Here is a 13,622-nt window from a genome sequence, read left to right on the forward strand (position 1 = left end):
AACTAAGTCTTATTTAATTAAGATGTTTTTGTATTTGTTGATGTTTTTTAAAGCCATACCCGTTCCTCTAACTACGGCTCTTAATGGGTCTTCTGCAATGTAAACAGGTAAATCTGTTTTCAAAGAAATTCGTTTGTCTAATCCTCTCAACATGGAACCACCACCAGCTAAATAGATACCCGTATTGTAAATATCTGCGGCTAGTTCAGGAGGGGTTTGTGATAATGTTTCCATGATAGCATCTTCAATACGTTGAATGGACTTGTCTAGAGCTTTTGCAATTTCTCTGTATGACACATCAACTTGTTTGGGTTTTCCAGTTAATAAATCACGTCCTTGAACTGACATATCCTCTGGAGCGGTATCTAAATCTTCAGTAGCGGCACCAATTTGTATTTTAATTTTTTCAGCGGTGGTTTCTCCAACAAACAAGTTATGTGCAGTTCTCATGTAATAAATGATATCATTAGTGAAAACATCACCCGCAATTTTTACTGATTTATCACAAACGATACCGCCTAATGCAATGACTGCAATTTCTGTAGTTCCACCGCCTATGTCTACTATCATGTTTCCTTTAGGTTGCATAATATCAACTCCAATACCAATAGCAGCTGCCATAGGTTCATGAATCAAATAAACCTCTTTTCCATTTACACGCTCAGCAGATTCTTTTACGGCACGCATCTCCACCTCAGTAATGCCTGAAGGAATACAAATTACCATACGTAACGCAGGTGTAAATAATTTTTTCTTTAGTGCTGGTATGCTTTTAATAAACATACTAATCATTTTTTCTGATGCATCAAAATCGGCAATAACCCCATCTTTTAAAGGTCGAATTGTTTTGATATTTTCGTGTGTTTTTCCTTGCATCATATTAGCTTCTTTTCCAACAGCTATAATTTTGCCAGAAATACGGTCTCTAGCGACGATGGAAGGACTATCTATAACAACTTTATCGTTGTGAATGATCAATGTATTTGCGGTACCAAGGTCAATAGCAATGTCCTCAGTCATGAAATCAAAAAATCCCATATATGTTTTTATAAAGGGTTAATGTAACTATAGTTTATTCAACTGACAAAAGTAGAAAAATATTTTGTTTTTAATGTAAAAAAAATGCATTAAAACAAAAAGTCTTAATGCACTTAATTACTTGGTTTTATTTGATTTTATTCTTAGTGTTTAAAATGACGTACACCAGTGAAAACCATAGCTAAATTATTTTCGTTGCAATAGTTTATACTTAGCTCGTCTTTTATAGAACCACCTGGCTGGATTACCGCTGTAATTCCTGCTTTATTTGCAATTTCAACACAATCTGGAAAAGGGAAAAAAGCATCACTTGCCATAACTGCTCCTGTCAAATCAAATTCAAAGGATTGCGCTTTTTCTATTGCTTGTCTTAATGCGTCAACTCTAGAAGTTTGTCCTGTTCCTGAAGCACATAGTTGTTTGTTTTTTGCTAATACAATAGTATTAGATTTGGTGTGTTTGCAAATTTTTGAAGCAAAGATTAAATCTTCAATTTCATCATTTGTCGGTGCTGTAGTTGTAACTGTTTTTAACTGTTCTTTTGAATCAGTAATATAGTCTTTTTCTTGCACTAAAATTCCGTTTAGACAAGTTCTCACTTGTTTAGCTGGTAAAGTTACTTCGTTTAAGATTAAGATGATTCTATTTTTCTTTTCCTCTAAAATGCCTATTGCTTCTTGGTCAAAAGCAGGAGCAATAACTACTTCACAAAATAGTTTGTTAATTTCTTCAGCGGTTGCTTCATCAATTAGTCCATTCGCAATTAATACACCTCCAAAAGCAGAAGTAGGGTCTCCAGCTAAAGCTTCTAAATAAGCTTCTTTCATTGTGGGTCTTGTAGCGATTCCACAAGCATTGTTGTGTTTTAAAATAGCAAAAGTAGGCTCGTCTGTTTTAAATTCGCTAATTAAATTTACAGCAGCATCTACATCTAACAAATTATTGTAAGACAGTTCTTTTCCATGTAATTTAGTAAAAAGTTGATCAAAGTCTCCGAAGAACAATCCTTTTTGATGTGGGTTTTCTCCATAGCGTAAAACTTGCCCGTTAGATTCACTTATTTTTAAATAGCTATCTTCTTCATTGAAGTAATTAAAAATAGCCGTGTCATAGTTAGAAGAAACATGAAAAGCTTTAGTAGCTAGTAGTTTACGTTGGGCTAAAGTAGTAGAACCATTCTCTTCAGTATAATGTTGTAAAAAAGATTCATATTCATTTACAGAAGCTACAATAACAGTATCTTTAAAATTTTTGGCAGCTGCACGAATTAATGAAATCCCTCCGATATCAATTTTTTCAATAATATCTGGTTCTGAGGCTCCTGAAGCAACGGTTTTTTCAAAAGGATATAAATCTACAATTACTAGATCGATTTGTGGTATATTAAATTCGGTCATTTGAGCTACATCGCCATCATGGTCTTGTCGGTTTAAAATCCCACCAAAAATTTTTGGATGTAAGGTTTTAACTCTACCACCTAAAATGGAAGGGTAAGACGTTACGTCTTCAACTGCAATTACTGGTATGCCTAAATTTTTAATAAATTCTTCAGTTCCTCCTGTAGAATATAAAGTAACTTGGTTTTCATGTAAGGCTTGGACAATAGGTGCTAAGCCTGTTTTATCAAATACAGAAATGAGAGCTGCTTTGATTTTCTTGGTATGTGTCATTGTGTTGTTGTTTTGAAGCTGCAAAAGTAACTATACTATCTTTAACTTTCAAGAACAATTGGACAAATTGTAACAACTTTTGTTTTTTGACTACTAATTTGATAAACAAGAGTAGAGAAGGTATGTTTTTGTATTTAAGATTATTAGGAGAGAGTTTAACGTTTGCATTAAATGCATTAAGGAACAATAAGTTGCGAACATTTCTTTCGTTACTTGGGGTAACCATTGGTATTTTTTCAATTATAGCTGTTTTAGCGGCTGTTGATTCTATGAAAAAAAATATTGAAGGTAGTTTGGAAGGCATGGATAAAAATACCATTTATCTTTTTAAATTTTCATTTGGACCATCTGATATACCTCAATGGAAGAGAGATCAATTTCCTAATGTTACTTATGAAGAGTATCAATTTTTAAAACGAAATTTAACAGATGTAAATCAAATTTCTTTTAACTTTTTTACACGGAATGAAAGTATTAAATATGAGGATAATATTGTTACTTCTATTCGAGTTAAGCCTTCTACTTATGAGTTTTTTGACATTGAACCGTTTGTTGTTGAAAAAGGACGTTTGTTTAATGAATCAGAATCAAATTCTGGAGTTCCTGTTATAGTAATCGGATACGATGTAGCTGAAGGGCTATTCCAAAATAATGATCCTCTTGGAAAACAAATCAGATTGTATGGTCAACGTTTTAAAGTGATTGGAGTATTGAAGAAGCAAGGCCAAGATACTTTTGGTGATAGTAATGATATTGCTGTTTTTTTTCCTGTCAACTTCATGAGAAAAATGTATGGGGATAATAACAAAGCGTTTACTCCAGCTATTTTAATTAAGCCTGAAAAAGGTGTTGATGTGGAAGAATTTAAAGCTGAATTAGTACAAAAACTAAGAAATCATCGTGGATTAAAACCAGATGATATTAATAATTTCTTCATAAATGTTTTATCTGGATTTACTAAGTTTATTGATGATATAACAAGTCAGATGAATTTGGTAGGTTGGATTCTTAGTGGTTTTTCTTTGCTTGTAGGTGGTTTTGGGATTGCCAATATTATGTTCGTCTCTGTTAAGGAACGAACGAACTTAATTGGAATACAAAAAGCACTTGGAGCAAAAAATCGTTTTATTTTATTTCAATTTTTATTTGAAGCAGTTATTTTGTCTTTAATTGGAGGAATGATTGGAATGATATTAGTTTGGGTTATTGCTATTATATTGACTAATGTGCTTGATTTTGAGTTTGTATTGAGCTTCTCAAATGTTATTTTAGGATCAAGTTTAGCAATTATTATCGGATTAGTTGCTGGTATTATACCTGCAATTTCTGCCTCAAAATTAGATCCAGTTGAAGCGATAAGAACAGGAATGTAAGTGAAATAAATTAGTTTATTTCAGAGTAGAATAGTAATTAACGATTTAAACAAGTTAGTTAATTTTAAAATGACTGAGTTAATTGATGATTGAATTTTAGCATAAAACTAAAAAGTCCCGATGAATTATCATCGGGACTTTTTAGTTAGAACTAACTTAATCATAAGTTATATTTTAAACTAAATACTATATATCTTGGTTGTACATAATAACTGGAGAAATTACTTGAACCTCCTAAAGCATTAAAACTACTATCGTTTAATGTTTTTGTGTTCAATAAGTTAGTTGCTCCAATTTTATATTCCATCTTACTATCTTTTTTTCTATAGCTTAATGAAGCTGTTAAAAAGTCATATTCTGTATTGATGGTTTTTTGTTTATTTCTGTTGTGATAAAAACTATATTCAGAAGTAAATGAAAATGCGTCTAAGAAGAAGTATTCTAATAAAATAGAAGGATTATCTACATAGTAAATTTGATTTTGAAAATCATTGATAGTGTATTCATATTCTAAAGTTAAATTAGGTAACTGCTTAAAGTTAGTCGAGAAACTAGCACTATAGATTTGTGAAAATTGTTCAGTAGATTGAATATATTCACTGTTGTCAAAATTCACACGGATATTATTGTTTTTAGACCAAGATAATCTAGCATTAACATCCGCTTTGAAATACCTCAGGAAAGAACGGCCATAACTACCAAATCCTGAAAGTGATTCGTTAGGGAAATTGGAAGGCATATTGACCGAAGATGAAATTTGATTCACACCTGCTAACAAAGCTCTATTAGTAATGGCATCTACTTGTCTTGTGTAGGTAAGATTAGCAGAAATATTTTCAAAATTAAACATGCTATATTTAAAAAATCGTAAACTATGCACATGAGCTAATGAATTTTCTAAAAAACGATTTCCACTAAATAAACTATTGTAATTTGAGAAAATATAACCTTGAGCCAATTTATTGATATCGGTAAAACTATTCGTCATGGAATAAGTATAGGTCAACGTTTGAGATTTTTTAATTTGCCATAAAGCATAAAAATCAGGCAATACTCGAGTAAAACTCATTTTATTTGTTGAGCCTAATTGTTTGTCTGCGGTGTTGAATTGATGGAAACTTACACCAGGATTAAATGTAAATTTACCGGTCAAAAACTTATAATGTAAGCCTAAAAAGACATCGTTGAAACTATAATTCACATTGTTATTGTTTTCAGGGGCATCAAGATGATTTACAGAACCATTATCTAAAATTTGAAAAATCTTAGAATTAAAATTTTGATATGAATAAGTATTTCCTAAAGTAATATTGATGTTACTTTTAGGTGTAAGGCTGTAGTAGTAATCTAGTTTTGCGTCAGTTTTATTAGTTTTTACTAAACGCTCTTGATTGATGTCATTTCGCAATTGTGCATTGTTATATCCGTTTAAATTAAAAGGTTGAAGGGTTAAATTAGCATTATAAAAAGGATCTTCCTCTTGAAATAAATTTTGCATTTCAAAGGCGAATACGTTCTTCTCGTTTAATGTATAATAGTAATTCAAGTTTTGGTTAATAGCTAATGGTTTTTGTTTTTTAACCGTATAAATGTCGCCTTGTAAACTTGATAAAGTACTTTGATTTTCTAATTGACTAGAAAATTTTAGTAAGGCATCATAGTCAAAGTGTATTTTAGTATTAGGGACATAACTTGAACTTAATTTAAACAAACCTAAATCTGTTCTTTGACGTGATTGATCAGTTTTATTTTCTGTTACTTTTGTACCATCTCTATCGGTTCTGTTGTATAGGTTTTCGGTAAGTAAATTGGTCTTGTTGTAAGAGTAAATACCAAAACCACTGATGGTCCAAGCTTTTGAAGGATTGTAGCTGAAGTTTGTAGCGCCAAATTTAGTATCAATATTTTGAGCTCGATTGTTTCGCATTCCCATAATCCCTAAATCATTAGAAGTTACATTGAAAGTAGAACCTCCTTTTTTCATTAGATTTTTAAATCCTCCCGTGAATTTAAAATAATCCTGCATTGTTAATGGAAGTTCACCAATGTTATTTAGATTACCAATAACATTAATGCTGTATTTTGGATTATAATAAAATAATTTCGGATTCAAAATATAACGATCGACTTGATCACTTACCCCAGCTCCAGCCATCATATCGCCAAACCAAAAATTCTTTTTTCCTTCTTTCAGTTTAATATTTAAGGCAATATTTTCTTCATTATTTTCTAGCCCTTTCAGATTAGAAACCTCATTATAATTGCGTAATACTTGAATTTTATCTAAGGCATCTGCTGGAATATTTTTTGTAGCAATTTTAGTGTCGCCATCAAAGAAATCTTTGCCTTCAACCATTACTTTTTGCACTTTTTTGCCTTCTACTTCAATTTCGCCATCTTTATTGACTTCAACACCAGGTAATTTTTTTAGTACATCTTCTAATTTACGCTCGGTACCATTAGTAAATGAATCAGAGTTGTAAATAATGGTGTCACCACTAATTCTTACGGGCATTTCTTTTACGATTTCAACCGCCTCAATTTCATTATTTTCTTGTAATGAAATGTCAAAGGTCATATTTTGATTAGATGTTGTAATCTTCTTCTCGAAAGGAGCAAAACCAATATATCCCGCTTTAATAACATATTCAGTATTGGGTTTTAGATTTAGAGCAAATCTTCCTTTTTCATTAGTAATATTATAAGCATCCATAGCTTTTGTGGTCGTGTTGATAGCCATCACATTAGCCGTCTCTATGGGATTGTTTAAATTATCTTTTAGGACACCTTCTAATTTAATAGATTGAGCCTGTAAAAATCCTGTAAATAGGAACGTACAAAATAAAATTAGTTGTCTCATTTTTGGTTAAATAAAAGTCGCTCTACAAAAGCGACCTAATTGATGTTCATTATTTAAATTATCTACTCATTCTAAATTGCATTCCTCTTCCACCACCTGGGCCACCACCCATTTCGCTCATTTCTTTCATTTTTTTCATAATGATGTCGTCAAACTCTTTTTGAGTAACTTTATCTCCACCAGTCGGAGCTTTTATTTCTGCTTTTTCTTTAGTATTCATCGCTAATTTAGAACATAAAATAATAGTTTTCCCATCATTCACTTCCATGATTAAACCAGGTAGTCCCCAATAACCTTCTGGTCCTTGATTAATTGGAATTTCAGGACAATACCATGCAGTAACGGTAATTTCTTTTGGCATATCAACTTCGTCAAAAAAGTTGGTTTTCTTTTCTTTTTGTTCCGAAGTTTTTTCGTCTTTATTTTCTGTTTTTCCTTCTTCTTTTTTGGCTTCTTTTCTTCTAAAGTTTCTAAAATCTGTTTTGCTTGCTGCTACGACAGCAGTAGCTTTGAAACAAGTATAATCTCCAATTTTCTTTGTCTCTTGACTTAAAAGCCAGTTGTATTTTGGTAAGGAATCTTTAATTAAAAATTCTTTTCCAAAAACTTCTTTATCAACGGTATAGGTTTTTTCTTTTACGTTTTTGTAGTACGTTCCACCACCGCCCATAATCGACGTCATCATACGCATTCCGCCTCCTTGTCCAGGAGCATCTAATTTTTCTTCTTCTTTATAAATAGAGGCAGATTTATCAAAATTCAAAATAAAAGTTTTTTCAAATGCTTTTTTCATTCTTTCAGCAATTTGCGCTTTCATTTCGGGTGTAATATCTTTATTACTATCCATATTTTTCATGAATTCGGCTGTGCTGGTTTTTGATTCATAAACCGCCATGCCTTGAAAATCTTTTTGAGCAAATGTGGCTAAACTTGAAAGCCCAACCAATAGTAAAACTATTTTTTTCATGGTATTGATTTTAATTAACTATCAGTTAGACAATGAAAAGATGAAAAAGTTACATTTTAAATTAGTATTTTTGTTTTCATCTATTATTCCAATGTTTAAATACTTTTTTTTACTAGTTTCCTGTTTGTTGTCAGCACAAACGATAACAGTAACACCTATTGCTTCTATTCAGGCTCCATATGAAGTTTTTTGGAGTATGGACGCTCTTAATTTTTTTTATTGTTCTAATCAAAATGATATACATAAAATAAGTCAAGAGAAAAAATGGGTATATACATCTAATCTAGGAGGTAAACTAACAGATATAGATGCTTTTAATGGATTGAATATTTTTCTATTTTATAAAAATACCAATACAGTTGTCGTTTTGGATACACAATTGAATCCTATTCAGACGGTCACTTCAAATGATTGGTTGTTAGATTGGATAAAACCCGCATCACAAAGTGAATTTTGGTTTTTTGATTCGCTTACTCAAAAAATAGGATTATATAATTTGAATAAAAAAGCGTTCAGATTTTTGTCTAATGCAATGCAACAAAAAATAAAGTATACTTGTTCGGATTACAATAAATTGTATTGGATTAACGAAGAAAATGAATTGAATAGTATCGATAAATTTGGTTCGATTAAATACTTGGGAAAGGTGCCTTTTTTTGACCAAATCTCATTTGATGGTTCAGCAAATTTGATTTACAGTAGAGAAGGAGTGTTGTATAGCTTCAATTGGAAGGAAAGTAAAATTGAAGCTTTGTCTGTTCAAGAAAAAAGGATAAAAAATTTTTGTTTTAAAGAGGGAATTTTAGCTATTTTTACCGAAAATCAGATTACTAATTATCAATTAAAATTTTAATAAATGCATATAGCTGTTGCAGGAAATATTGGTGCGGGGAAAACAACATTAACGAAGTTATTATCAAAACATTTTAAATGGGAAGCTCACTTTGAAGACGTTGATGATAATCCATACTTAGATGATTTTTATCATTCGATGGAGCGTTGGAGCTTCAACCTTCAAATTTATTTCTTAAACAGTCGTTTCAGACAAATTTTGGATATTCGTAAAACGGGTAAAAAAACGATACAAGACCGAACCATTTATGAAGATGCATTCATTTTTGCGCCTAACTTACATGCAATGGGTTTAATGACGAATCGTGATTATACTAACTATAAGTCGTTGTTTGATTTAATGGAAGATTTAGTTGGACCGCCTGATTTGTTAATTTATCTAAGAAGTTCTATCCCTAATTTGGTGAAACAAATTCACATGCGTGGGCGTGATTATGAGAATACCATTTCAATTGATTATTTAAGTCGATTAAACGAACGTTATGAAGCTTGGATTCAAACTTACGATAAAGGTAAATTGGTTATCATAGATGTAGATAATATAGATTATGTAAACAATCCTGAAGATTTAGGAAACATCATCCAGAAAATTGATGCTGAAATAAACGGATTGTTTTAAAAATAGTAAGCCTTGAGAAATCAAGGCTTTTTTTATTTAACTTGTCCTTCTGAACTCGTTTCAGCATCTCAAAAATCTACACTTAAAAGCTGAAATAAATTAACGCTATGAATGATTTTATTGTACGGTATTTAAACTATACCATTTCAAATCTTTTATTTCTTTTGACGCCTGAATTATTATTGGCTCATTGGGTAAAACATCAAAATAATTATTTTCAAAAAATACACCTTCAGCCTCTAGGTATAAGTTTTTAACTAAAGTATTAGATGTGATTTTAATTTGATGATTGAATAAGTAATCAAACCTAATGTCAGGTTGCTGTAATTGTAAGTCTTTGGGCTTTACAAAATAATATATTCCTTCTTTTTTTTGTCCAGAATTATCTAAAGTAACCTTCAAAAACATATGGTTGGGATTCAATTGTGGAAGCGTTTTTAAATTAATGCTATTTAAAATGTCATTAGAATTGGGGTGTATAAATGTAGCGGTCTCATACTGCCAATACACGCGTCCAAAAAAGTCGATTAGTTCTATTTTTAATTGACCATAAAAAGTCGATAAGTCTTCATTTATACCGAAGATGTCGACGATATCATTTTTTTCTTCAAACGAAAGTATTTGTTTTTCAAAACTGCGTTTCGCTTGATAATGAAAGGCTTTCCAATTGCCATAAAAATCAATAGAACTCCAAGAAGTAACCGGCCAACAATCATTAAATTGCCAAAACAAACTTCCCATACAATAAGGCATAGCGCGTCGGTGTGCTTCAATAGCTGTTTTCATTCCCTCCGCTTGAAGCAATTGTGAAACATACACATAACATTCAAATGTGATTGGTTTTTTATAATCACGAACTAAATATTCGTCTATGGTTTCGTAACCTGTAGGATGTTTTTGGTGGGCTTTAATACTAGGGTTAGCCCAATTTAAGTTGGAGGTAAATTTTTTAAAAGTTGCTAGGGATGGCATACCTTGAAAACCATATTCACTCATGAATCGCCCCACTTTTTGAGTGTACATTTCAAAGGGTTCTTTGCCCCACCACACACCCCAATAATGGGAGTCTCCTTGAGTTAAACTTTCTTTTCTACCCCAACCAGTTGAAGGGGAAGAAGGCCAATAGAAAAATGGATGGTCACCTAACGTTTCATTTAATGTTGTTGGTATTAACTCATGAAATAATTTTTTGTAGTTGTTCCAAATTTGGTTTTCTTCTTCTTTGCTGTAATTGAATTGTTTTTGCCAACCCCAATTGTGCCATCCTTCATCATTTTCATTATTTCCACACCAAATAGCTATTGAAGGATGATTTCGTAATCGTATTATATTATCAGTAATTTCAGCTTTGACATTGTTTACAAACGCTGTGTCCCCTGGATACATGGCGCAAGCAAACATAAAATCTTGCCATACTAAAATTCCGTTCGCATCACAAGCATTATAAAAGGCATCATCGGCATATACACCACCTCCCCAAACGCGAAGCATATTCATGTTGGCATTTTTGGCTTGAACAACTAAATTGGTATAATCTTCAGTTGATACTTCAGGAAGGAAACTATGAGGAGGAATGTAATTGGCCCCTTTCATAAAAACAGGGATGCCATTTAATTTTAAATAAAAACTTTTTCCAACATGATCAGGTTCTTGGACCCATTCAATTTGGCGTAATCCAATAGATTCTCTTTTTTCTGAAAGTAGTTTTTTAGAGTCAGTTAATTGAATAGAGAAATGATACAGATGCGGTTTTCCTAATCCATTACACCACCATAATTCGGGTTTTTCTATAGTTAATGGAAATTCAACAGTATTACGACCTTTATCTACTACAATCTCTTTGGATTGATGATCAATTTTTAAAAGGTATTTTCCTTTTTTATCGCACCAAATTTGGGTTTTAAATACAAGTTCTGCTTTTTCTTTAGTTACCACTTTTTGTTGAATTAAACAATGTTCAATATACGCCTTGTTGCTAAAATGCAGTTCTATTTTTTTCCAGATTCCTGCTGTAACAAAACGAGGTCCCCAGTCCCAGCCAAATTGGTATTGTGCTTTTCTAACAAACACCCGTTCTTTTTCGGGAAGCGTATAGGGTAATTGCTGTGCTAATTCTTTTCCTTTTTTTGGAGCTGATAAAAAAATAATTTTTAGACTATTGTTGCCTTTTCTTAGCTGCTTTTTTACCTCAATGTTCCAGGTGCGAAACATGTTGTTCGCTTGTAAAATTATTTGGTCATTCAAAAAAACGGTAGCGTAAGTGTCTAATCCATCAAATTGTAATTGAATATTTTGATGTTGCAGTTCTTTTGAAGTGAGGGAAAATGAACTCTCGTAAACCCAATTCTCGTTTTCAATCCATTGTAGTTTTGCTTCATTATCTTCAAGGAAAGGATCGGGAATTAATTGGTTTTGTAATAAATCAGTATGAACCGTGCCAGGAACGTTAGCTATATATTTTTCTGATTTTCCTTCTTGGTGAAATTGCCAATTCTCGGTGCTTAAATCTCGATATTTTTCTTGTCCAAAAACCGACAATGAACTGGAAAATAGAAGAAGGAATACAACTAGTTTACGCATGAAGTTTTTGTTTTAAATTTTGAATTTCTTCTGCATTTGCTGTGTTGCTTCCATCTGTAATCGCCGCAGAATGATACCAATTGGCTTGAACAAAGCGGTCTAATTCTTCAATATTTGAAGACCGAACACCACCGCCTGGCATAATTGTTATTCGGTTGTTGGCTTGTTGAATCAAATCTTGTAAAATTTCCTTTCCTTCAAGGGCTGTTTGCTTCAAACCCGAAGTTAATATGTTTTGAAACCCGCAAGTAATACAATCTTCAAGTGCTTGTTGAACTTCAATCACTTGGTCAAAAGCACGGTGAAAGGTACAAGGTAGGGGATGAGCCAGTTGAATCAGTTCTTTGTTTTTAGAAATATCAACTTGAAAATCTTCCGTTAATAGTCCAAATACAAATCCATCAATTGCTTGTTCTTTTAAATCAAGCAAGCTTTTTTTCATGGATTCAAATTCTTCAGTTGAGTAAACAAAATTTCCTCCTCTTGGTCGAATCATTGCATATTTTAATAGGTCGTATTTAGCGGCTTCAGTTACCATTTCATGGGAAGGAGTGGTTCCGCCCACTTCCATTTGATCACATAATTCTATTCGGTTGGCGCCATTTTCCAACGCTATTTTAATCGATGCAATGGTAAAACAAGCAATTTCTAATTTTTTCATGATTTTAAATAGTAGGGTGCATCAATTAATCTACTTCCTGAATTATCCTGAACGGCATAATTAAATCCACCTTGAACACAATACGAACCGGTTTGCCCTTTTTTATTTAACGCAATGAATCCAACTTGAATATCTTTTAAATTTTTATTTCTTAATTGGGTTAATTTTATAATGCGTTGAACCGCTTCTTCACATGCTTGTTGCGGAGTTCTGCCTTGTCGCATGAGTTCAACCACTAAATGGCATCCTGCAATTCGAATAACTTCTTCACCATGACCCGTAGCTGTTGCTGCTCCAATTTCATTATCTACGAATAATCCAGCGCCAATAATAGGGGAGTCGCCCAAACGGCCATGCATTTTAAATGCCATACCACTGGTGGTACATGCCCCAGATAAATTTCCATGTACATCCATGGCAATCATTCCAATAGTGTCATGATTTTCTATGTTGACAATAGGTTTGTATTGGCTTGTTTTTAGCCATTCTTTCCATTCTTTTTCTGATTCTTCAACCAGTAAGTTTTCTTTTTTAAATCCTTGTGATAAAGCAAATTGTAACGCACCATCACCAACTAACATAACATGTGGAGTTTTTTCCATCACAGCACGAGCAACTGAAATGGGATGTTTAATGTGTTCTAAACAAGCCACGGAACCAATATTGGCATATTCGTCCATTATACAAGCATCTAAAGTAACACGTCCATCGCGATCTGGTCTGCCGCCATAGCCTACACTTCTTTCCTTGGGGTCGCCTTCGGGTATTTTTACTCCAGCTTCCACAGCATCAAGAGCTCGTCCGTTATTTTTTAAAATTTCCCAAGCCGCTTCATTCGCTTGTATGCCAAAATTCCAAGTAGACAGTACAATTGGTTTCTTTACTTTGTCTAATGATGGTTCAGAAACCTCTTCAATTTTAGATTTAAATGAACTTAGTGCTAGCGCTGCAGAGCCAAGAGCTGCTGTTTTTATAAATTTTCTACGATTTGCCATGTTTTTA

At 32.6% G+C, this 13,622-nt stretch carries 10 protein-coding genes; 3 read left to right on the plus strand and 7 right to left on the minus strand.

Going from position 1 to position 13,622, the window contains the following annotated elements; translation table 11 throughout:
- Positions 1–9: 9 nt before the first annotated feature.
- Positions 10–1,038 (minus strand): rod shape-determining protein, encoded by a 1,029-nt coding sequence (locus QZ824_RS00440; protein ID WP_291274076.1) that lies wholly within the window; start codon positions 1,036–1,038, stop codon positions 10–12.
- A gap of 143 nt (positions 1,039–1,181) precedes the next feature.
- Complete coding sequence (purH, locus tag QZ824_RS00445; protein WP_291274077.1) at positions 1,182–2,708, minus strand: bifunctional phosphoribosylaminoimidazolecarboxamide formyltransferase/IMP cyclohydrolase; 1,527 nt, start codon at positions 2,706–2,708, stop codon at positions 1,182–1,184.
- A gap of 122 nt (positions 2,709–2,830) precedes the next feature.
- Between purH and QZ824_RS00450 the strand changes: the two genes are divergently transcribed.
- On the plus strand, positions 2,831–4,081 hold the full coding sequence (locus QZ824_RS00450; protein ID WP_291274078.1) for an ABC transporter permease: 1,251 nt from the start codon (positions 2,831–2,833) through the stop codon (positions 4,079–4,081).
- 160 nt (positions 4,082–4,241) lie between these two features.
- On the opposite strand, the gene QZ824_RS00455 is transcribed toward QZ824_RS00450, so the two are convergent.
- Positions 4,242–6,941, minus strand: a complete 2,700-nt coding sequence (locus QZ824_RS00455) for a carboxypeptidase-like regulatory domain-containing protein (RefSeq protein ID WP_291274079.1) — start codon at positions 6,939–6,941, stop codon at positions 4,242–4,244.
- Between the two features lie 58 nt (positions 6,942–6,999).
- Positions 7,000–7,908, minus strand: a complete 909-nt coding sequence (locus QZ824_RS00460; protein WP_291274080.1) for a GLPGLI family protein — start codon at positions 7,906–7,908, stop codon at positions 7,000–7,002.
- Between QZ824_RS00460 and QZ824_RS00465 the strand changes: the two genes are divergently transcribed.
- Both QZ824_RS00465 and QZ824_RS00470 read left to right on the plus strand, forming a co-directional pair.
- Positions 7,907–8,761: a hypothetical protein gene (locus QZ824_RS00465; protein WP_291274081.1), complete on the plus strand. Its 855-nt coding sequence runs from the start codon at positions 7,907–7,909 to the stop codon at positions 8,759–8,761. The genes QZ824_RS00460 and QZ824_RS00465 overlap by 2 nt on opposite strands.
- A 3-nt stretch (positions 8,762–8,764) precedes the next feature.
- The gene (locus QZ824_RS00470; protein ID WP_014387593.1) at positions 8,765–9,379 is read left to right on the plus strand and encodes a deoxynucleoside kinase; all 615 of its coding nucleotides are present in this window, start codon (positions 8,765–8,767) and stop codon (positions 9,377–9,379) included.
- Positions 9,380–9,496: 117 nt separating this feature from the next.
- Here the strand turns inward: QZ824_RS00470 and QZ824_RS00475 are convergent, their stop codons facing one another.
- Genes QZ824_RS00475 through QZ824_RS00485 form a run of 3 tightly spaced genes read right to left on the minus strand, consistent with a single transcriptional unit; the run spans position 9,497 to position 13,615 of the window.
- Positions 9,497–11,959 carry a sugar-binding domain-containing protein gene (locus tag QZ824_RS00475; protein ID WP_291274082.1) on the minus strand — a complete coding sequence of 821 codons (2,463 nt, stop codon included), beginning with the start codon at positions 11,957–11,959 and terminating at the stop codon, positions 9,497–9,499.
- Positions 11,952–12,620: a copper homeostasis protein CutC gene (locus QZ824_RS00480; RefSeq protein ID WP_291274083.1), complete on the minus strand. Its 669-nt coding sequence runs from the start codon at positions 12,618–12,620 to the stop codon at positions 11,952–11,954. The genes QZ824_RS00475 and QZ824_RS00480 overlap by 8 nt, the downstream gene beginning before the upstream one ends.
- Entirely contained in the window at positions 12,617–13,615 is a 999-nt protein-coding gene (locus QZ824_RS00485) for an isoaspartyl peptidase/L-asparaginase family protein (protein WP_291274084.1), read from the minus strand. Before QZ824_RS00485 ends, QZ824_RS00480 begins: the two co-directional genes overlap by 4 nt.
- Positions 13,616–13,622: the final 7 nt, after the last annotated feature.

The organism is Flavobacterium sp. (assembly GCF_021151785.1).
Lineage (GTDB): Bacteria > Bacteroidota > Bacteroidia > Flavobacteriales > Flavobacteriaceae > Flavobacterium.

What these genes read in the sequence shown, in the direction of transcription:
- QZ824_RS00440 (WP_291274076.1), bottom strand. Translation starts at nt 1,038, where the DNA reads ATGGGATTTTTTGATTTCATGACTGAGGACATTGCTATTGACCTTGGT.
- purH (WP_291274077.1), bottom strand. Translation starts at nt 2,708, where the DNA reads ATGACACATACCAAGAAAATCAAAGCAGCTCTCATTTCTGTATTTGAT.
- QZ824_RS00450 (WP_291274078.1), top strand. Translation starts at nt 2,831, where the DNA reads ATGTTTTTGTATTTAAGATTATTAGGAGAGAGTTTAACGTTTGCATTA.
- QZ824_RS00455 (WP_291274079.1), bottom strand. Translation starts at nt 6,941, where the DNA reads ATGAGACAACTAATTTTATTTTGTACGTTCCTATTTACAGGATTTTTA.
- QZ824_RS00465 (WP_291274081.1), top strand. Translation starts at nt 7,907, where the DNA reads ATGGTATTGATTTTAATTAACTATCAGTTAGACAATGAAAAGATGAAA.
- QZ824_RS00460 (WP_291274080.1), bottom strand. Translation starts at nt 7,908, where the DNA reads ATGAAAAAAATAGTTTTACTATTGGTTGGGCTTTCAAGTTTAGCCACA.
- QZ824_RS00470 (WP_014387593.1), top strand. Translation starts at nt 8,765, where the DNA reads ATGCATATAGCTGTTGCAGGAAATATTGGTGCGGGGAAAACAACATTA.
- QZ824_RS00475 (WP_291274082.1), bottom strand. Translation starts at nt 11,959, where the DNA reads ATGCGTAAACTAGTTGTATTCCTTCTTCTATTTTCCAGTTCATTGTCG.
- QZ824_RS00480 (WP_291274083.1), bottom strand. Translation starts at nt 12,620, where the DNA reads ATGAAAAAATTAGAAATTGCTTGTTTTACCATTGCATCGATTAAAATA.
- QZ824_RS00485 (WP_291274084.1), bottom strand. Translation starts at nt 13,615, where the DNA reads ATGGCAAATCGTAGAAAATTTATAAAAACAGCAGCTCTTGGCTCTGCA.